A 20,673-nucleotide genomic window follows, 5' to 3' on the forward strand; every position below is an offset into this window, starting at 1 on the left:
CTGGTCAACGCCACGACTGCGGATCACGGGCAGCCCGGCGCTGCCCTTACCCGTTTCAGCCCGCCTCCGCCTCCAGCCTCGGCAGCTGTGGCAGGTCGGCGGCGACTTCGGCAATCATCCTGCGCATCCACATGACGTCAGGCGCCGCGTGGCAGCGCTCATGCCAGAGCTGGTAGAAGCGCATGCGCGGGAACGTGACCGGCGACGGCACCATGCGGATCGGCAGGTACTGCGCATAGTGCGCAGCAAACTGGCGGCCGGTGGTGAACACCATGTCGGTCTTCATCAGCACATATGGCACCAGCCCGAAATACGGCAGCGTCACCTGGATATTGCGTTTGTACCCCTGTTCGGCCAGCGCCTGGTCGATCATGCTGCGCTGCATCGACGCATAGGGCGCGGGTGCCAGGTGAGGCATCTCCAGGTAGTGCTTGAGCGTCAGCCCCTTGCGCGCCAGCGGATGCTGGGCGCCCAGCATGCAGACCACCTCGTCGTCGAACAGCGGCGAGATATGCAGGTGCTCCGGCGGCGACAGCCAGTTGCCGACGACGATGTCCAGCTGGCCCTGCTCCAGGTCTTCAAGGAAGTCGCCCGACGAGGTCATGGGGTGCACGAACAGCTTGGCGCCAGGGGCCAGCCGGCGCATGCGCTCGACGATGTTGGGCAGGAAGAAGGCGTCCAGGTAGTCCGGCGCGCCCAGGTGGAAGGTACGGGTGGTGGTGGCCGGGTCGAACTGCTGCGGCGGCCGTGCGATGCGGTCCATCGCCGCCAGGCTCTGTTCGGCCAGCTCCAGCAGTTCGCGCCCGCGCTCGGTCGGCACCATGCCGCTTTTGCCCCGCACCAAAATGGCGTCGCCGGTGATCTCGCGCAGGCGCTTGAGCGTATTGCTGATGGCCGGCTGCGACTGGCCCAGGCGCACGGCCGTGCGGGTCACGCTCTGCTCGGTCAGCAGGGTGTGGAGCACCCGCAGCAAATAGGTATCGAGATGGTCGCGTCCGTGCATGGCGATAGGGGTGCTGCCGGGGCTTGGCCGGGAGGCTGGCGTGGGGGAAGGGAACGGCGCATAGTGTATGTCAGGCAACCCGCCATCGGTCAATCCGGGCGTGGGAGGGCCGATGGATGGGCTTTCTGATGGGGCATATCACCTGGGCCGAATATTGCATGAATTGCACCGATGCTATGTTTCCGCCATCACAGAACGAGATAAAGACCATGGAGACGCAAACCATCCGCTTTTTCCATCGCGGCCAGGTCAGGGAAGTATCCGACGCCCCCGTTACCCGCACCGTGCTGCAGTACCTGCGCGAGGACGTGCGCTGCACCGGCACCAAAGAAGGCTGCGCCGAAGGCGACTGCGGCGCCTGCACCGTCGTGATCGGCGAGCTGCAGGACGGCGGCGATGTCGAATTCAAGGCCGTCAACGCCTGCATCCAGTTCCTGCCCACGCTCGACGGCAAGGCGCTGATCACCGTCGAGGACCTGCGCCAGGCCGACGGCACCCTGCACCCGGTGCAGGAAGCCATGGTCGAATGCCACGGTTCGCAATGCGGCTTCTGCACGCCCGGCTTCGTCATGTCGCTGTGGGCGCTGTACCAGCAGCACACCCCGGGCGGCGAAGCCCCGCCGCGCCAGACCATCTGCGACGCGCTGACCGGCAACCTGTGCCGCTGCACCGGCTACCGCCCGATCATCGACGCCGGCGAGCGCATGATGGCCCTGCCCGCGCCGCACGCGAGCAAGCTCGACCCGAAGCAGATCGCCGACAAGCTGCGCAGCCTGAAACGCGGCGAGACCTTCCGCTACAGCGCCCAGGGACAGAACTTCTACGCCCCGCGCACCGCGGCGGAGTTCGGCGCGATCAAGGCTGCCGAACCGGGCATCCGCATCCTGGCGGGCAGCACCGACGTGGGCTTGTGGGTGACCAAGCAGTTCCGCGAGCTAGGCAACCTGCTCTATATCGGCCAGGTGGAAGACCTGCAGTCCGTCACGGAGTGCGACGGCATGATCGAGATCGGCGCCGGCGTGACGCTGGAGAAGGCCTATGCGGCGCTGACCGCCGCGCACCCCGAGCTCGAAGAAATGTGGAAGCGCTTCGCCTCGCTGCCGATCCGCAATGCCGGCACGCTCGGCGGCAATATCGCCAACGGCTCGCCGATCGGCGACTCCATGCCGGCCCTGATCGCGCTGGGTGCCGAAGTGGTACTGCAACGCGGCGAGACGCGCCGTACGCTGCCGCTCGAAGACCTCTACCTGGCTTACCAGAAGACGGCCATGGCCGAGGGCGAGTTCGTCGCCGCGCTGCGTGTGCCGGTCAAGGGACCCCAGCACTTCAGGACCTACAAGCTGTCCAAACGCTTTGACGAGGATATTTCCGCCGTGTGCGCCGCGTTCGGCATCACGGTCGAGCAAGGTGTGATCACGCAGGCGCGCGTTGCGTTCGGCGGCATGGCCGCCACGCCCAAGCGCGGCGCGGCCACCGAAGCCGCGCTGACCGGCCAGCCGTGGAACGAGGCCGCCGTGCGCGCCGGCATGGCCGCCCTTTCTCAGGACTTCACGCCGCTGACCGACATGCGTTCGACCGCCTCGTACCGCACACGCGGTGCCGCCAACCTGCTGTACCGCTTCTGGCTGGAGACGCGCGCCGATGCGCTGCCCGCATCCGCCGTCAACGTCCGCGCGATCGGCGCCGGCGCCACCGCAACCGTCACGGCCTGAGGAAAGATCGGCATGAACAAGCAAACCGAACCCTTCCTGCTCGACGCCAGCGTGGCCGACGAGACCGTGCCGCAGGTCGGCATCTCGCGCCCGCACGAATCGGCGCACCTGCACGTGGCGGGCACCGCCACCTATACCGACGACATTCCCGAGCTGGCCGGCACGCTGCACGCGGCGCTCGGCATGAGCAGCCGCGCCCATGCCCGCATCAGGTCGATTTCGCTCGACAAGGTGCGCGCGGCGCCGGGCGTGGTGGACGTGCTGACCGTGGACGACATTCCCGGCGTCAACGACTGCGGCCCGATCATCCACGACGATCCGATCCTGGCACGCGACGTGGTGCAGTTCATCGGCCAGCCGATCTTCGTGGTGGTGGCGACGTCGCACGATGCGGCGCGCCGCGCGGCAAGGCTCGGCGTCATCGAATATGAAGACCTGCCCCCGGTGCTGTCGCCCGAGGCCGCGCACGCGGCGGGCAGCTACGTGCTGCCGCCGATGCACCTGACCCGCGGCGAGCCGGTTCAGCATATCGCCGCTGCCGCGCAGCGCGACGCCGGCAATATCCGCCTGGGCGGCCAGGAGCAGTTCTACCTGGAAGGCCAGATCGCCTACGCCGCGCCGCGCGAAAACGACGGCATGCATGTGTGGTGCTCGACCCAGCACCCGACCGAGATGCAGCACGCCGTGGCCCACATGCTGGGCTGGCATGCGCACCAGGTGCTGGTGGAATGCCGCCGCATGGGCGGCGGCTTCGGCGGCAAGGAATCGCAATCGGCCATGTTCGCTTGCTGCGCATCGCTGGCGGCGTGGAAGCTGATGTGCCCGGTCAAACTGCGTCCGGACCGCGACGACGACATGATGATCACCGGCAAGCGCCATGACTTCGTGTTCGACTACGAGGTCGGCCACGACACGGAAGGCCGCATCGAAGGCGTAAAGATCGACATGGTGTCGCGCGCCGGCTTCTCGGCCGACCTGTCCGGCCCGGTGATGACCCGCGCGATCTGCCACTTCGACAACGCCTACTGGCTGCCGAACGTGCAGATCGACGGCTACTGCGGCAAGACCAACACGCAGAGCAATACCGCGTTCCGCGGCTTCGGCGGCCCGCAGGGCGCGTTCGCGATCGAGTACATCCTCGACAACGTGGCGCGCAATGTCGGCAAGGACTCGCTGGACGTGCGCCGCGCCAACTTCTACGGCAAGACCGAGCGCAATGTCACGCCGTATGGGCAGACCGTGGAAGACAACGTCATCCACGAACTGATCGACGAACTGGTGGCGACCAGCGAATACCGCGCGCGCCGCGCGGCCACGCGTGCGTTCAACGCGGCCAGCCCGGTCCTGAAGAAGGGCATCGCGATCACGCCGGTGAAGTTCGGCATCTCGTTCAACGTGGCCCACTACAACCAGGCCGGCGCGCTCGTGCACGTGTACAACGACGGCTCGGTGCTGGTGAACCACGGCGGCACCGAAATGGGCCAGGGCCTGAACACCAAGGTGGCGATGGTGGTGGCGCATGAACTGGGCATCCGCCTGGAGCGCGTGCGCGTGACCGCGACCGACACCAGCAAGGTGGCCAATACCTCGGCCACCGCCGCGTCGACGGGCGCCGACCTGAACGGCAAGGCCGCGCAGGACGCCGCGCGCCAGATCCGCGAGCGCCTGGCTGCGTTCATCGCCCGCAAGGCGGGTGTCGAGGTCGATACCGTGCGCTTCAACGACGATCTGGTCATCGCCGGCGAACTGCGCGCGTCCTTCGGCGACCTCGCCCGCGAAGCCTATTTGGCGCGCGTGCAGCTGTGGTCCGACGGTTTCTACACCACGCCCAAGCTGCACTGGGACCAGAAAAAGCTGCATGGCCGGCCGTTCTATTACTACGCTTACGGTGCGGCCTGCTCCGAGGTGCTGGTGGACACGCTGACCGGCGAATGGAAGCTGCTGCGCGCCGACGCCCTGCACGATGCGGGCAAGTCGCTGAACCCGGCCATCGACATCGGCCAGGTGGAGGGCGCCTTCATCCAGGGCATGGGCTGGCTGACGACCGAGGAACTGTGGTGGAACCAGGACGGCAAGCTGATGACGCATGCCCCGTCCACCTACAAGATCCCGACCATCAACGACTGCCCGGAAGAATTCAACGTGCGCCTGTTCCAGAACCGGAACGTGGAAGACAGCATCCACCGCTCCAAGGCTGTGGGCGAACCGCCGCTGCTACTGCCGTTCTCGGTGTTCTTCGCGATCCGCGACGCGATCGCGGCCGTGGGTGACTACCAGGTCAACCCGCCGCTGCGCGCGCCGGCCACCAGCGAAGCCATCCTGGACGCCGTGGAAGCGGTACGCGAGGTACGGGCTATGCCCGAACGCGCCGCACAGCCGGCCTGACGCGCGCGCCTGCCGGGCCCGCCGGACTTTCCCCCCTTGCCCGCCCGCCGACGGGCCAGGGGCCGGCCGCTCGCGCAGGCGCGCGCCACCCCCAGGCAGCCAACCGACAGCACGATTGACAACGAGACCGGCATGAGCCGGCGTCACCGACCAAAGGCCCCCGACATGCAGGATGCACCGCTCAAACCCTTCCGCTTCGCCGATGCCGCGCGCATGGTGCGCACCGGCGTGCCGGTGGCAATGGTCACCATCGTCGAAGTCAAGGGCTCCGCGCCGCGCGAGCCAGGCATCCGCATGCTGGTCAGCGCCAACGACCTGGTCGGGACCATCGGCGGCGGGCATCTCGAATGGCGCGGCATGGATATCGCGCGTGCCATGCTCGATGAAGGCAAGGAGCAGCGCCGCATCGAGCGCATTCCGCTGGGCCCGGCGCTGGGCCAATGCTGCGGCGGCGTCGTGCAACTGGCTTTCGAAGTCCTCGGCAAGGATGACCTGCACTGGCTGGATGCCGTGGAGGCCGCTTTTGCCGCGGGCAAGCCATTGCAGCGCTCGGTGCCGGCCCATGGTGCCGTGACCTTTGCGCAAGCCCGTGCGGTCGTGCCGGCCGTCACACTGGAAGCCGACGGCTCATGGACCGACACCCTGGTGCCCGACGAAATGCACGTCGTGCTGTTCGGCGCGGGCCATGTCGGCCATGCCCTGGTGAAAGTCCTAGCCAACCTGCCCTGCTGCGTGCACTGGGTCGACGAGCGCGACACACTGTTCCCGGCCGGCCTGCCCGACAACGTCGAGGCCGAGGCCAGCGACACGCCCGAAGCCGTGGTGGCACAGGCGCCCGCGGGCAGCTATTTCCTGGTCATGACGCACAGCCACGCGCTGGACCAGACCCTGTGCGAGGAGATCTTCCGGCGCACGGACTTCGCGTACTTCGGGCTGATCGGGTCCAAGACCAAGCGCGCTCGCTTCGAACACCGGCTTGCGGACCATGGCGTCGACCCGGCACGCTTCCCGGAAATGACTTGCCCGATGGGGGTATCGGGGATCACAGACAAGGCTCCGGCTATGATTGCGGTAGCCATCGTCGCCCAGTTGCTGCAGGTCCGCGACCAGCGCCTCGCCGCGCTGCACGCGAGCCACGGGGAGACGGTGCATCCGTAACCACAAGACCGAGGCCCCCCATGACCATCGATGCCGCGCTGGCGGACAAGATCCGCCGTACCCCCAAGGCTGAACTGCACGTGCATATCGAAGGCACGCTCGAACCCGAGCTGATCTTCCGGCTGGCCCAGCGCAACCACGTGACCCTGCCCTACCCGAGCGTCGAGGCCCTGCGCGCGGCGTATGCATTCACCGACCTGCAATCGTTCCTGGATATCTACTACGCCGGCGCCAGCGTGCTGCTGACGGAGGAAGATTTCTTCGACATGACCATGGACTACGTCAAGCGCGCCGTCGCCGACAACGTCCGCCATGCCGAGATCTTCTTCGATCCGCAGACCCATACCGCGCGCGGCGTGCCGATCGGCACCGTGATCGACGGCATCGCCGACGCGCTGGCCCAGGCGCGCACCGAATACGATTTCTCGAGCAGCATGATCCTCTGCTTCCTGCGGCATCTGCCGGAGGAGGACGCATTCGCGACGCTGGAAGCCGCGCTGCCGTACCGTGACCGCTTCGTCGGCGTCGGGCTCGATTCTTCGGAACAAGGCAACCCGCCCGAGAAATTCGCGCGCGTGTTCGCGCGTGCCCGCGAACTCGGCCTGCACCTCGTGGCCCATGCCGGCGAGGAAGGCCCCGCGCAGTATGTCAGCGACGCGCTCGACATCCTCAAGGTCGAACGCATCGACCACGGCGTGCGTTCGATCGACGATGCCGCGCTGATCGAGCGCCTGGCGCGCGAGCGCGTGGCGCTGACGGTATGTCCGCTGTCGAACCAGAAGCTCAAGGTGCACCCGGACCTGCGCGAGCATCCGCTCAAGCGCATGCTCGATGCCGGCGTCATGATCACGCTGCACTCGGACGACCCGGCCTACTTCGGCGGCTACATGAACGCCAACTGGGAAGCCACGTTCGAGGCGCTGCCGCTCGATGCCGCCGATGCCCACCAGCTCGCGCGCAACAGTTTTGAAGCGGCCTTCCTGCCCCCGGTGCAGAAAGCCGAGTTCCTGGCGGAAGTCGACCACTTCTGGTCGGCAACGCCCACTTCCCCGCCCGCCACGGCCCCTGCGGCCTGAGCGCGGCGCATACCTATGCCCGGCCCTGCGCGCTTGCGCGGGCCGGTCCCGAGAGACAGACCATGACGACCACTCCCCCGACCCCGTCCATTACCCGCGCGATCCGCGGCCGCGTGCTGCATTTCCTGCGCGACCCGCAGTTCCATGAGGACGCCTATCAGTATTGGGAGGATGGTCTGCTGATCGTCACGGCTGGCCGCATCGTCGCGGCCGGCGACTACACCGCGCTCGCTTCGCGCATCCCGGCCGGCGCCGAGGTGGTGGACCACCGCGGCAAGCTGATCGTGCCGGGCTTTATCGACACCCACGTGCACTACCCGCAGACCGACATCATCGCGTCGCCGTCGCCGGGCCTGCTGCACTGGCTGGACACCTACACCTTCCCCGAGGAACGCCGCTTTGCCGAGCCCGAATACGCGCGCGCGGTGGCCGGCTTCTTCACCGATGAGCTGCTGCGCAATGGCACCACCAGCGCGGTGGTCTGGAGCACCGTGCACAAGGCCTCGGCCGAGGCGCTGTTTGCCGAGAGCGAGCAGCGCAACCTGCGCATGATCACCGGCAAGGTGATGATGGACCGCAACTGCCCCGAATTCCTGCGCGACACTGCCGAAACCGGCGCGCGCGATTCGGCCGACCTGCTGTCGCGCTGGCATAACAAGAGCCGCCTGGCCTACGCCATCACGCCGCGTTTCGCGCCGACCTCGACCGAAGCGCAGCTTGCCGCGTGCGGCGAGCTGGCCAGGGCCTATCCGGACGCGTTCATCCAGACCCACGTGGCCGAGAACCGCGACGAGGTGAAGTGGGTGGCCGAGCTGTTCCCGGACGCGCGCAGCTACCTGGACGTGTACGACCGCTACGGGCTGCTGCGCCCGGGCGCGTTCTACGGCCACGCGATCTACCTGGACCAGGATGACCGCCGGCGCCTGGCCGACAGCGGCGCCGCGGTCGCGCACTGCCCGACCTCGAACCTGTTCCTCGGCAGCGGCTTCTACGACTTCCACCAGTCCGACGCCAACCGCCTGAACGTGACGCTGGCGACCGACGTCGGCGGCGGCACCTCGTTCTCGATGTTCCGCACCATGAACGCCGCGCACAAGGTCGCGCGCATGGGCGGCTACCACCTGACGGCGCTGCGCATGTTCTACCTGGCCACGCGCGCCGCGGCCGAGGCCCTGGGCTGGTCCGACCGCATCGGCAGCTTCAGCGAGGGCTGCGAGGCCGACTTCGTCGTGCTGGATCCGCAAGCCACGCCGCTGATTGCACGCCGCAGCGGCCGCTCCGAATCGCTGGAAGAGCAGCTGTTCGCCTTTGCCATGCTCGGCGACGACCGCGTGATCGATAGCGTCTATGTGATGGGCGAGGCGGTGCAGGCGACGGTCATGTGATGACTGATCTACCTGCGGCCGTACCGCGCGGCCGCAGGTCGTTATTACCCGCGAGCGCTCCGGCATGAATTGACGGGGGTCAAGACTCGGAGCGGCGAAGCCCTCTAACCTTTACGGTTCCGTTGCCGGCCAAATCAGGCCTTCAGCAACGCCTGCAACCTGAAGGTTTCCATGACCACCACCGCTGCCACGCATCCCGAGGTAACGTTTGAAGCACCGGCCCGTGCCGACCAGCCGTTTCCCGAACCGATTGCCCCCGACCAGCCGCTGCCCTCGCGAAAGATCATCCGCGGCTGGCTGATCCCGCTGGGCCAGCGCAGCACGCCGCGCGCGCTGATGCTATTCGCCTTCGACTACCTGCTGTTCGCGGCCACGCTGGCCGGCATTGTGCTGGCCCCGCACTGGGCGGCCAAGCTCGGCCTGGGTGTGCTGGCCGGCCTGATCATCGCCCGGCTGTTCATCATCGGGCACGACGCCTGCCACCAGAGCCTGACGCCGCGCCGCGGCCTGAACAAGTGGCTGGGCCGCCTGACCTTCCTGCCGTCGCTGACGCCCTACAGCCTGTGGGAAGTCGGCCATAACGTCGTGCACCACGGCTACACCAACCTGAAGGGCTTCGACTTCGTCTGGGCGCCCTATTCGCTCGAGGAATTCCAGGCACTGCCGCGCTGGCGCCGGGTGATGGAGCGCATCTACCGCAACGGCTTCGGCGCCGGACTGTACTACCTGATCGAGATCTGGTGGTTCAAGCTGTTCTTCCCGAGCAAGCGCCAGATGGCCACGCGCCGGCCCATCTTCATGGCCGACTGCGCGCTGGTGGCCGCCTTTGGCGTCGCGTGGATCGGCGCGCTGGTGTGGGCCGCACTGGCGACCGGGCAATCGGCCTGGATCATGGTCGGTGCCGGTTTCGTACTGCCGTTCCTGGTCTGGAACCTGACGGTCGGCTTCGTGCTGTACGTGCACCACACCCATACCAGCGTGGCGTGGTACGACACCAAGAGCATGTGGGCCAAGGCCCAGCCCTTCGTCTCGACCACCGTCCACCTGCGTTTCCGCCATGGCATCGGCTCGGCGCTGCACCACATCATGGAGCACACGGCGCACCACGTGGACATGAGCGTGCCGCTGTACCGCCTGAAGCGCGCCCAGGCGCTGCTGGAACACGCGCTGCCGGGCCGCATCATCATCGAGAACTTCTCGTGGCGCTGGTATTTCGACACCGCGCGCCGCTGCAAGTTGTACGACTTCAAGGCCCTGTGCTGGACCGACTTCCGCGGCCGCCGCACCAGCGAGCAGTCGCCGGTGCCGGCCTGACAAGGCACGTTTTCCCGGCGGTGGACGCTCACCGCCGGCGCCGCTATAATCGCGGCTTCCATTGGGGAGTAGCCGCCCTGCTCTGAACGCGCCGCGCAATGCGGAATCCGGCAGACAGGGGCGTACGTCAACAGACTTGACCGCTTGCGGTTATGGCGTGCGCAGCTCCGGACCCGGCTGGCCATCAGGCCCAGCCCGATCCAAGGCCTGGCGAGACCGATGACCATACCTTTCTGGCCGGGCCGGGAAAGGTGTGCGTCATTGGCATCTCGCGATGCATGCGGCCCGGGTTACTCACACAACAACATGGAAGCCTTCCTCGTCTCCACAGGCATCGTCGCGCTCGCCGAAATGGGCGACAAGACGCAGTTGCTCTCGCTCGTCCTGGCCGCACGCTATCGCAAGCCCCTTCCCATCATCCTTGGCATCCTGATCGCCACCGTCGTCAATCACGGCTTTGCCGGCGCACTGGGCGGATGGATCACGCATGTGCTCGGCGACACGCTGCTGCGCTGGATCCTGGGCCTGGGCTTCATCGCCATGGCCGGCTGGATGCTGATCCCCGACAAGTTCGACGACGAAGAGGAAGCCAAACCCGTCAAGGACGCGCTCGGCATCCTGGCCACCACCATCGTCGCGTTCTTCTTTGCCGAGATGGGCGACAAGACCCAGATCGCCACTGTTGCGCTGGCCGCCCGCTTCAACGGCGCGGTCCTGGCCGTGGTCGCCGGCACCACCTTCGGCATGATGCTGGCCAATGCGCCGGCCGTGCTGCTCGGCGACAAGTTCGCCAACAAGATGCCGATCGGCCTCGTGCACAAGATCGCCGCCTGCATCTTCCTGGTGCTGGGCGTGCTGGCGCTGCTGAATATCGGCGGCTGACCTTCGCAAGCGCCATCATGGGCGCGCCGGCTACACGCGCCCGGCGGTGTGGGATAATCGCGAGTTCTGCCCAGGGCGCAGCTCAAGAGGTTGTACGCACGGGCGCGCGAGGGGTCCCTATTCCCGTGGCCCCGGATCCTTTCTGCGATATCGACTCAACCACCCCACAATGCCCGCATACCGTTCCAAGACTTCCACCGCCGGCCGCAACATGGCAGGTGCGCGCTCCCTGTGGCGCGCCACCGGCATGAAAGACGACGATTTCAACAAGCCGATCATCGCGGTGGTGAACTCGTTCACCCAGTTCGTGCCCGGCCACGTCCACCTGAAGGACCTGGGCCAGCTGGTCGCGCGCGAGATCGAGGCCACCGGCGGCGTGGCCAAGGAATTCAACACCATCGCGGTCGATGACGGCATCGCCATGGGCCACGACGGCATGCTCTATTCGCTGCCGAGCCGCGACATCATCGCCGACTCGGTCGAATACATGGTCAACGCGCACTGCGCCGACGCCATGGTGTGCATCTCGAACTGCGACAAGATCACCCCGGGCATGCTGATGGCAGCGATGCGCCTGAACATTCCCGTGATCTTCGTCTCGGGCGGCCCCATGGAAGCCGGCAAGACGCGCCTGGCCAACCCCGTCACCAAGGCCGTTGAATTCAAGAAGCTCGACCTCGTCGACGCCATGGTGATCGCCGCCGACTCGTCCTATTCCGACGCCGACGTGGCCGAGGTGGAGCGCTCCGCCTGCCCGACTTGCGGTTCCTGCTCGGGCATGTTCACGGCCAACTCGATGAACTGCCTGACCGAGGCGCTGGGCCTGTCGCTGCCCGGCAACGGCACGGTGGTCGCCACGCACGCGGACCGCGAGCAGCTGTTCAAGCGCGCCGGCAGCCGCATCGTGGAACTCGCCCGCCAGTACTACGAACAGGAGGACGCGCGCATCCTGCCGCGCTCGGTCGGCTTCAAGGCCTTCGAGAACGCGATGACGCTGGACATCGCCATGGGCGGCTCGACCAACACCATCCTGCACCTGCTGGCGATTGCGCAAGAAGCCGGCATCGATTTCACGATGACCGACATCGACCGCCTGTCGCGCGTCGTGCCGCAGCTGTGCAAGGTCGCGCCCAACACCAACAAGTACCACATCGAGGATGTGCACCGCGCGGGCGGCATCATGGCGATCCTCGGCGAGCTTGAGCGCGCCGGCAAGCTGCACACCGATGTGCCGACCGTGCACGCCGCCACGCTCGGCGATGCGCTGAACCAGTGGGACATCACCCGCACGCAGGACGACGCCGTCAAGACCTTCTACATGGCCGGCCCGGCCGGCATTCCGACGCAGGTCGCATTCAGCCAGAACACGCGCTGGCCCAGCCTGGACCTGGACCGTGCCGAGGGCTGCATCCGCTCGTACGAGCACGCGTTCTCGAAGGAAGGCGGCCTGGCCGTGCTGACCGGCAATATCGCGCTCGATGGCTGCGTGGTGAAGACCGCCGGCGTCGATGAAAGCATCCTGGTGTTCGAGGGTTCGGCCCACGTTACCGAGTCGCAGGACGAAGCCGTCGAGAACATCCTCAACGACAAGGTCAAGGCCGGCGACGTGGTGATTGTGCGCTACGAAGGTCCCAAGGGCGGCCCCGGCATGCAGGAAATGCTCTACCCGACGAGCTATATCAAGTCCAAGGGCCTGGGCAAGGCGTGCGCGCTGCTGACCGACGGCCGCTTCTCGGGCGGCACCTCGGGTCTGTCCATCGGCCACTGCTCGCCGGAAGCGGCGGCTGGCGGCGCGATCGGCCTGGTGCGCGACGGCGACAAGATCCGCATCGACATTCCGAACCGCACGATCAACGTGCTCGTGTCGGATGAGGAACTGGCACGCCGCCGCGCGGAGCAGAACGCCAAGGGGTGGAAGCCGGCCAAGGCGCGTCCGCGCAAGGTGTCGGCTGCGCTCAAGGCGTATGCGAAGCTGGTCATGTCGGCGGACAAGGGTGCGGTGCGGGATCTGTCGCTGCTGGATGACTGATTCGGTATGGGCTAGTGGTCCGCCTGAAGCATAAGCCGCTCTTCGGAGCGGTTTTTTTTTGGTTCCTCGGCCGGGATTTGGTGGTGACTGGATTGTCGTTCTTGGCGGGCGCCGCTGTTTTGCCGGCGTGGCCGGCGGGGGGCTTTGTGGTGATGATTGGATCGGCGTTCCTCAGCCACGAAAACGCGTTTTTGGTTACTTTTGTCGCGAGACAAAAGTGACTCACCGGCCACTCCTGCGAAACAGCAGCGCCCGCCAAGCACGACAACCCCGTCATTACCCATTCCCCGCAATCCGGCGAAGAATCTCTCCCTCCCATCATGCCGAGCTCAAAAAAAACGGAGCCGAAGCCCCGTTCAAACCCTCGCCGGTCCGGTACTGACGGCCGCCAGACTGCGCGACCACCGGACCGTCGATCACCGATGCTCAGTTTTCGTGGGCCCGCTCGCCGGCGAGCCCTCATGCTGAATGAAGATCAGTTCGTCGTCTTGGCACCGCCTTCAAACCACTGCCCCAGCAGCGCACGTTCGTCGTCCGTGATCTGCGTCACATTCCCCAGCGGCATGGCCTTCTGCTGGACAGCCTGCTGGTAGATCAGCTGGGCGTGCGCCTTGATCTCGTCGGCGGTGTCGAGCTTGATGCCCTTGGCCGCGGTCGGCATCATCTTCGGCGCTTCGGCGTGGCACTGCACGCAGCGCGTATTGATCACTTCCTGGACCTTGGTGAAGCTCACCGCGGTGGCAGCGGCTTCAGCGCCACCGTTGCTGGCTACGACCGGACGCGGCTGCGGCGCGATCAACACGGCCACTACGCCGAGCGCGGCAACGCCGGCAGCAGGCCACAGCACATTGATCTTGCCCTTGTGCTTCAGGATGAAGAACTGGCGGATCAGCACGCCGGCCAGCATGATCAGGATCAGCACCAGCCAGTTGTTCTTGGCGGCGTAGGTCATGCTGTAGTGGTTCGACAACATGGCGAACAGCACCGGCAGCGTGAAGTAGGTGTTGTGCACGCTGCGCTGCTTGCCGCGCTTGCCGTGGATCGGGTCCACCGGCTGGCCGGCTTTCAGTGCCGCCACGACCTTGCGCTGGCCCGGGATGATCCACACCAGCACGTTGGCGCTCATGATCGTCGCCACCATCGCGCCGGTCAGCAGGAACGCCGCGCGGCCCGAGAAGATGTGGCAGGCGACGAAGGCCGCGGCCGCGATGTAGAGCGCCACCAGGATGCCGACCAGACGGTCGTTCTTGCCGAACAGGCGGCAGATGCTGTCATAGACGATCCAGCCCACCAGCAGGTACGACACCGCGAAGCCGACGGCCGCGCCGGGCGACATGTCGAACACGCTCTTGTCGATCAGGAACGTGCTGGCGTTGAACAGGTACAGCACCACCAGCAGCGCGAAACCGCTCATCCAGGTCGAGTACGACTCCCAGTAGAACCAGTGCAGGTTCTCGGGCAGCGACTTCGGCGCGGTCAGGTACTTCTGCGGGTTGTAGAAGCCGCCGCCGTGCACGGCCCACAGCTCGCCGTCCACGCCCTTCTCCTTCAGGTCGGGGGCGATGGGCTTGGTCAGGCTGTTGTCCAGCCAGACGAAATAGAACGAGGAACCGATCCATGCGATGGCGGTGATGACGTGCACCCACCGCAGGAGCATATTGGCCCAGTCGAGGATATAGCCTTCCATGTCTTGTCTCCTGTTTCCCTAGACCACCGGATCAGCTGCCGCGGTAGGTCGAGTACGACCACGGCGAAACCAGGAGCGGCACGTGGTAGTGCGCATTGGGGTCGGCAATGCCGAAACGCAGGGGCACGACGTTCAGGAACGCCGGTTCGGGCAGCTTCACGCCTTGCGCGCGGAAGTAGTCGCCCGCGGCGAACTCCAGCTCGTACTCGCCGACGGCAAGGTCGGCGCCTTCCAGCAGGGGCTGGTCGCAACGGCCGTCGTGGTTGGTGACCACGGTCTTCAGCGTTTCGCGGCGATTGTTGACAATTTTATGGAGAGTAATCGACATACCCTGGCCCGGCGTGCCGGCTGCGGTGTCGAGAACGTGGGTGGTCAAGCGTCCCATCGTATTGGTCCTTTTGCGATTGGGTTGTGAGGGGCGCCGCTGCCTTCACTAGCACCATATGTGGGAATGGTGCCCGCTCGGTACGTCATTTAACGCATCCCGGCGCTGGGTTGGTGCGTGGCGACAATGCGCCTGCACCGGCCCGGTTGACAACTGAGGGATAACCCTTAGTTGTCGAAAACCTGATTCTGTTTTGTTGACAATATTGAATGCCTAACCAAATAATTGTCAACAATTTTCGGATCACCGCTTGCTGATAGCCGGGATTTCCCGGCGCCACAGACGGTGGTCCCGCAGGGGCCGCGGCCCGCTGTTTCCGTCCTACCGCTTGGTGCCAAGATGTCCAAGAGCCTGAAGCTGATTGCCGGTGTCGCCGACGCCGCCCTGACCGAACAGAAATCCGAGAAGCCCGCACGCAAGGGCTCGGTCGAGGAGCGCATGTATCACGAGATCTACGACGCGATCATGGAGCACCGGCTGCCGCCGCGCACCAAGCTGACCGAGCATTCGCTTTGCGAGATCTATGCCACGGCACGGCACACGGTACGCAAGGTGCTGTCGCACCTGGCCGCTGACGGCATGGTGGACCTCGAACCCAACCGCGGTGCCTTCATCGCCAGCCCGTCCACCGACGAGGCGCACGACATGTTCGAACTGCGCCAGATGATGGAACGCGCCGTGCTCGACAAGCTCGCCGCCATGCCCGACGTGAAGACCGTGATCGCCCCGCTGCGCAAGATGGTGGCCAGCGAGCGCCAGGCCTTCCTCACGCACGACCGTCCTACCTGGATCCGCCTGTCGGCCGAGTTCCATACCGCGCTGGCCGAGCTGTCCGGCAACGCGTTGCTGGTCAACATGATGCGCCGGCTGGTCTCGCGCACCACGCTGATGATCGCCAGCGTGGAAGCGCCCGGCAATAACGCGTGCTCGTTCGACGAGCACGAGGAAATCCTCGACGCACTGGAACAGGGCGATGCCGCGCTGGCCCAGTCGCGCATGGCGCACCACCTCGGCGCCTGCGCCGACCGCGTACAGCCCGACGACCCGGGCGCCTTCGATCTTCGCAGCGTGCTGGGCCGCTCCACCTAGCACGGTGTTCCCGCCGGCATCACAGAGCACGAGGCCTGGCAGCGCCGCCCTTGACAGCGTCCTGAAGGACGCGGCGGCGGCGCTGTCCCAAAAGGAGGCCACGGAGGCCGGTGTTCCCATCAAACCAAAGGAGAGGAGACACACCCAATGACTTCCGCAAGCACCACGGTCCCGACGGACCTGACCAACGAGCGTTTGCCCTCCGGGCGCCTGCTCGCACTCGGATTGCAGCATGTGCTGGTGATGTATGCCGGAACCGTCGCCGTCCCCCTGATCATCGGTGGCGCGCTGAAGCTGCCCAAGGACCAGCTGGCTTTCCTGATCAACGCGGACCTGTTCGCCGCCGGCCTGGCCACGCTGATCCAGGCCTTCGGCTTCTGGAAGTTCGGCATCCGCATGCCCGTGATGATGGGCGTGACCTTTGCCTCGGTGGCGCCGATGATCGCCATCGGCTCCGACCCGAACATCGGCCTGCTTGGCATCTATGGCGCGGTGATCGCCTCGGGCGTGTTCGGCATTCTGGTCGCACCGTTGATGGGCCGCATGCTTGGCTTGTTTCCGCCCGTGGTCACTGGCACCGTGATCACGCTGATCGGCGTGTCGCTGATGCGCGTGGGCATCAACTGGGCGGCCGGCGGCCAGCCGACCACGCGTGCGGTGATCGACGGCGTGGTCAAGGAAGTCCCCAACCTGGCCTACGGCGACCTGAGCAGCCTCGGCATTGCAGGGCTCACGCTGGCGATCATCCTGCTGCTGACCAAGTACGGCCGCGGCCTGGTGGCCAACTGCGCGGTGCTGCTCGGCATCATCGCCGGCACGCTGGTGGCCATGGCCATGGGCAAGGTCTCGTTCGAGGGCCTGGACGAAGCGAGCTTCGTTGCCGTCATCACGCCCCTGCACTTCGGCATCCCGACCTTCGAAGTGAGCGCGATCCTGTCGATGTGCATCGTCATGCTGATCACGCTGGTGGAATCGACCGGCATGTTCCTGGCGCTGTCGGACATCACCGGCAAGAAGCTCAGCAACGAAGAGCTGACCCGCGGCCTGCGCGCCGACGGCCTGGGCACGGTGATCGGCGGCGTCTTCAACACCTTCCCGTACACCTCGTTCTCGCAGAACGTGGGCCTGGTGACCGTGACCGGCGTGCGCTCGCGCTATGTGGCGGCGGCCGGCGGCATCATCCTGATCGCGTTCGGCCTGTTCCCCAAGATGGCGCACGTGGTGGCATCGGTGCCGCAGTTCGTGCTCGGCGGTGCCGGCATCGTGATGTTCGGCATGGTGGCCGCCACCGGCATCCGCATCCTGGGCAGCTGCGATTTCAACCGCAACCGCCACAACCTGTTCATCGTCGCCATCGCGATCGGCTTCGGCATGATCCCGACCCTGGCGCCGACGTTCTTCCAGTACCTGCCGAAGTGGACGGTCCCGTTCACCCACAGCGGGATCGTGCTCGGCACCATCGTGGCCGTGGCACTGAACCTCTTCTACAACGGCATCCAGTCGCGCGAAGAGGCCATGCGCAACGCGGCCGCGAATTCGCACGGCACGGAGTAATCGCAGCAACCGGGACCGCGGCCGACGCGGCGGCATGAATGGCACGCTCATTGCGTAGTCTGCAGCGCTTCCACGCACTGCAGCGTGCCGGCCGCCGCAAGGCACCGCGGTCCCAGGCCGATCCACCGCAAGGATGGACGGCCGGTTCCCTGAAGCAGATACGACCCATGACAAAGCAGAACTATCCACGCGATCTCATCGGCTACGGCGCCCGGCCGCCGCACGCCCGCTGGCCTGGCGGCGCGCGCGTCGCCCTGCAGTTCGTCCTCAACTACGAAGAGGGCGGCGAGAACTGCGTCCTGCACGGCGATGCCGCATCCGAGCAGTTCCTCTCCGAAATCGTCGGCGCCGCGGCCTACCCCGACCGCCACATGAGCATGGAGGGGATCTACGAATACGGCTCGCGCGCGGGCGTCTGGCGCATCCTGCGCGAGTTCGAGCGCCGCGGCCTGCCGCTGACCATTTTCGGCGTGTCGATGGCGCTGCAGCGCCATCCGGAACTCACGCGCGCGTTTGTGGAGCTGGGCCATGAGATCGCCTGCCACGGCTGGCGCTGGATCCACTACCAGAACATTGATGAAGCCACCGAGCGCGAGCACATGCGCATCGGCATGCAGATCATCAAGGAGCTGACCGGCTCGATGCCGCTTGGCTGGTACACCGGCCGCGACAGCCCCAATACGCGCCGCCTGGTGGTGGAGCACGGCGGCCTGCTGTACGACTCGGACTACTACGGCGACGACCTGCCCTTCTGGACCGAAGTGGAAGTCAGCGGCGGCGAGAAGAAGCCGCACCTCGTGGTGCCCTACACGCTCGACTCCAACGACATGCGCTTCGCCACGCCGCAGGGTTTCAATACGGGCGAGCAGTTTTTCCAGTACCTGAAGGATGCCTTCGACGTGCTGTACGAAGAAGGCGACCCCAGCGGCCTGGACCAGCCCAAGATGCTGTCGATCGGCATGCATTGCCGCCTGCTGGGCCGCCCGGGGCGCTTCCGCGCGCTGCAGCGCTTCCTCGACTATGTGCAGGGCCACGACAAGGTGTGGATCTGCCGGCGTGTCGATATCGCCCGCCACTGGGCCGCGACCCACCCCTACACTCCCCGCAACCAAGCATGAGCCAGACCTACTCCATCGCCCAACTCAATGCCATGCCCGCCGCCGAATTCGTGACGGTGCTGGGTGGCCTGTATGAACACTCGCCGTGGTTCGCCGAAGCCGCCGCGGCGCAGCGCCCGTTCGCGAACGTGGCGGAACTGGCCGGCGCACTGCGCAAGGCCGTGGATGAAGCGGGCACCGACGCGCAAATCAAGCTGGTGCGCGCCCACCCGGAGCTGGCCGGCAAGGCCGCGGTGCGCGGCGAGCTGACGGCCGAGTCCACGCGCGAACAGAGCGGCGCGGGCCTGAACCTGTGCACGGCAGAAGAGTTCGAGCGTCTGCAGTCGCTCAATGCGAACTACAACCAGAAGTTCGGCTTCCCGTTCATCCTGGCCGTACGCGGCTATGACCGCGCCGGCATCATCAACGAGTTTGCCCGCCGCATCGACAACACGCCTGAAGCGGAGTTGCAAACTTGCATCAACCAGATCCATCGCATTGCGCAGTTCCGCCTTGACGACTTAGTATCCGGCTGAACAAAAAAAGCGCCACCTGTATAACAAAAACGCTGTACCCGATGCCGCCGGCACCCCGGCCCGCGACTGATGATGCGGGCCTGTCAACCGAGCCCAGACCAGGCGGCACCACAGAAGCGTAAAGACCAGAACAAGAACCCGACAGGGACCCAGTACACAACGTTCCAAGCAGGATCAAAACCACGGAGGTCTAAACATGCAGAAGCAGTACAAGCCGGCAATGAAGCTGGCAGCGATCGCGGCTACCCTTCTTTCCGGCACGGCCATGGCACAGTCCAGCGTGACGCTGTACGGCCAGGCCGATATGTTTGTCGGCGGCTTCAAGGACGTGGGCGGCGCGAGCCGCGCATGGGTCGCCAACTCGGGCGGCATGCAGACGTCGTACTGGGGCATCAAGGGTACGGAAGACCTGGGCAGCGGCAACAAGGCCATCTTCGACCTGAACGGCTTCTTCCGCACGGACTCGGGCAAGATGGGCCGCTTCGACGGCGACGCCATGTTCACGCGCAACGCCTACGTCGGCCTGCAGAACGACAAGTACGGTACCGTCAAGCTGGGCCGCAACACCACGCCCTACTTCATCTCGACCATCCTGTTCAACCCGCTGGTCGACTCGTACGTGTTCTCGCCGATGGTCTTCCACACGTACCTGGTCTCGCCGACGAACTCGATTCCCGGCAAGCTGAACGACCCGGGCATCATCGGCGATTCGGGCTGGAACAACTCGGTGCTGTACAGCACGCCTAACTTCGGCGGCCTCACCGCTAACGTGATCTATTCGTTCGGCGAGCAACCCGGCAAGACCAGCGAGAACAAGTGGGGCGGCAACCTGATGTACTTCAACGGCCCGTTCGCAGCCACGCTGGCCTACCAGCAGGTCAAGTTCAACATCCAGCCGGTGGGCGACCTGTTCGTGCCGACCGGCTTCGACAGGCAAGACGCCGTCCAGGGCGGCATCACGTACGATTTCCAGGTGGTCAAGCTGTTCGCGCAGGGCCAGTACATCAAGACCCGCATCAACGGCGCCGGCAACGGCGGCGACCTCAAGCACACCAACGGCCAGGTCGGCGTTTCGGTGCCGGTAGGCGCGGGCAGCGTGCTGGTCTCGTACGCCTACGACAAGACCAAGAACGACGTGACCGACTTCAAGCGCAACACCGCGGCCATCGCCTACGACTACAATCTGTCCAAGCGTACCGACGTCTACGCGGCGTACTATTACGACAAGCGCAACGACATGGAGCACGGCGACACGTTTGGCGTTGGCATGCGCCACAAGTTCTGACGCCGCACACGGTACCGTCAGCTGCACTGAGCCCGCCGCCCGGCGGGCTTTTTTGTTGCCACTCACGCATCACATCCGGCACGGCCGTGCCGCACT

General features: G+C 65.9%; 16 protein-coding genes and 1 riboswitch. Of the genes, 13 read left to right on the top strand and 3 right to left on the bottom strand.

What is annotated here, in order from left to right; translation table 11 throughout:
• Positions 1–55: 55 nt before the first annotated feature.
• On the bottom strand, positions 56–1,003 hold the full coding sequence (locus AC3FNH_RS04885; protein ID WP_276097973.1) for a LysR substrate-binding domain-containing protein: 948 nt from the start codon (positions 1,001–1,003) through the stop codon (positions 56–58).
• A 209-nt stretch (positions 1,004–1,212) separates the two neighbouring features.
• Here AC3FNH_RS04885 and xdhA point away from each other — a divergent pair, with 209 nt between their 5' ends.
• The 8 genes from xdhA to ilvD all read left to right on the top strand — a co-directional run bounded on the left by xdhA (position 1,213) and on the right by ilvD (position 12,944).
• Positions 1,213–2,715, top strand: coding sequence for a xanthine dehydrogenase small subunit (gene xdhA / locus AC3FNH_RS04890; protein ID WP_488719234.1), 1,503 nt, complete (start codon positions 1,213–1,215; stop codon positions 2,713–2,715).
• A gap of 12 nt (positions 2,716–2,727) precedes the next feature.
• Positions 2,728–5,100 carry a xanthine dehydrogenase molybdopterin binding subunit gene (gene xdhB / locus AC3FNH_RS04895; RefSeq protein WP_488719235.1) on the top strand — a complete coding sequence of 791 codons (2,373 nt, stop codon included), beginning with the start codon at positions 2,728–2,730 and terminating at the stop codon, positions 5,098–5,100.
• Positions 5,101–5,265: 165 nt separating this feature from the next.
• Positions 5,266–6,258, top strand: a complete 993-nt coding sequence (gene xdhC, locus AC3FNH_RS04900) for a xanthine dehydrogenase accessory protein XdhC (protein ID WP_488719257.1) — start codon at positions 5,266–5,268, stop codon at positions 6,256–6,258.
• 20 nt (positions 6,259–6,278) lie between these two features.
• Positions 6,279–7,334 (top strand): adenosine deaminase, encoded by a 1,056-nt coding sequence (locus AC3FNH_RS04905; protein ID WP_276097976.1) that lies wholly within the window; start codon positions 6,279–6,281, stop codon positions 7,332–7,334.
• A 62-nt stretch (positions 7,335–7,396) separates the two neighbouring features.
• Positions 7,397–8,719 carry a guanine deaminase gene (gene guaD / locus AC3FNH_RS04910; protein ID WP_488719236.1) on the top strand — a complete coding sequence of 441 codons (1,323 nt, stop codon included), beginning with the start codon at positions 7,397–7,399 and terminating at the stop codon, positions 8,717–8,719.
• A gap of 171 nt (positions 8,720–8,890) precedes the next feature.
• Positions 8,891–10,033, top strand: coding sequence for a fatty acid desaturase (locus AC3FNH_RS04915; RefSeq protein ID WP_276097978.1), 1,143 nt, complete (start codon positions 8,891–8,893; stop codon positions 10,031–10,033).
• A gap of 51 nt (positions 10,034–10,084) precedes the next feature.
• Positions 10,085–10,309, top strand: a riboswitch (yybP-ykoY riboswitch).
• A gap of 30 nt (positions 10,310–10,339) precedes the next feature.
• Positions 10,340–10,915, top strand: a complete 576-nt coding sequence (locus tag AC3FNH_RS04920) for a TMEM165/GDT1 family protein (protein ID WP_488719237.1) — start codon at positions 10,340–10,342, stop codon at positions 10,913–10,915.
• Positions 10,916–11,084: 169 nt separating this feature from the next.
• Complete coding sequence (gene ilvD / locus AC3FNH_RS04925) at positions 11,085–12,944, top strand: dihydroxy-acid dehydratase (protein ID WP_488719238.1); 1,860 nt, start codon at positions 11,085–11,087, stop codon at positions 12,942–12,944.
• A 475-nt stretch (positions 12,945–13,419) separates the two neighbouring features.
• Here ilvD and AC3FNH_RS04930 read toward each other — a convergent pair whose 3' ends face one another.
• Both AC3FNH_RS04930 and uraH read right to left on the bottom strand, forming a co-directional pair.
• Positions 13,420–14,631, bottom strand: coding sequence for a urate hydroxylase PuuD (locus AC3FNH_RS04930; RefSeq protein ID WP_488719239.1), 1,212 nt, complete (start codon positions 14,629–14,631; stop codon positions 13,420–13,422).
• A 31-nt stretch (positions 14,632–14,662) separates the two neighbouring features.
• Positions 14,663–15,016, bottom strand: coding sequence for a hydroxyisourate hydrolase (gene uraH, locus AC3FNH_RS04935; RefSeq protein ID WP_276097983.1), 354 nt, complete (start codon positions 15,014–15,016; stop codon positions 14,663–14,665).
• 339 nt (positions 15,017–15,355) lie between these two features.
• On the opposite strand from uraH, the gene AC3FNH_RS04940 reads away from it, so the two are divergent.
• The 5 genes from AC3FNH_RS04940 to AC3FNH_RS04960 all read left to right on the top strand — a co-directional run bounded on the left by AC3FNH_RS04940 (position 15,356) and on the right by AC3FNH_RS04960 (position 20,577).
• A complete protein-coding gene (locus AC3FNH_RS04940; protein WP_276097984.1) occupies positions 15,356–16,105 on the top strand; it encodes a GntR family transcriptional regulator in 750 nt (249 codons plus the stop codon).
• A 147-nt stretch (positions 16,106–16,252) separates the two neighbouring features.
• On the top strand, positions 16,253–17,659 hold the full coding sequence (locus AC3FNH_RS04945) for a nucleobase:cation symporter-2 family protein (RefSeq protein WP_276097985.1): 1,407 nt from the start codon (positions 16,253–16,255) through the stop codon (positions 17,657–17,659).
• Between the two features lie 167 nt (positions 17,660–17,826).
• Entirely contained in the window at positions 17,827–18,777 is a 951-nt protein-coding gene (puuE, locus tag AC3FNH_RS04950; protein ID WP_488719240.1) for an allantoinase PuuE, read from the top strand.
• Positions 18,774–19,292, top strand: coding sequence for a 2-oxo-4-hydroxy-4-carboxy-5-ureidoimidazoline decarboxylase (gene uraD, locus AC3FNH_RS04955; RefSeq protein ID WP_488719241.1), 519 nt, complete (start codon positions 18,774–18,776; stop codon positions 19,290–19,292). The genes puuE and uraD overlap by 4 nt, the downstream gene beginning before the upstream one ends.
• Positions 19,293–19,488: 196 nt before the next feature.
• Positions 19,489–20,577, top strand: coding sequence for a porin (locus AC3FNH_RS04960; RefSeq protein WP_276097988.1), 1,089 nt, complete (start codon positions 19,489–19,491; stop codon positions 20,575–20,577).
• Positions 20,578–20,673: the final 96 nt, after the last annotated feature.

The organism is Cupriavidus sp. 22TCCZM01-5, assembly GCF_057798915.1.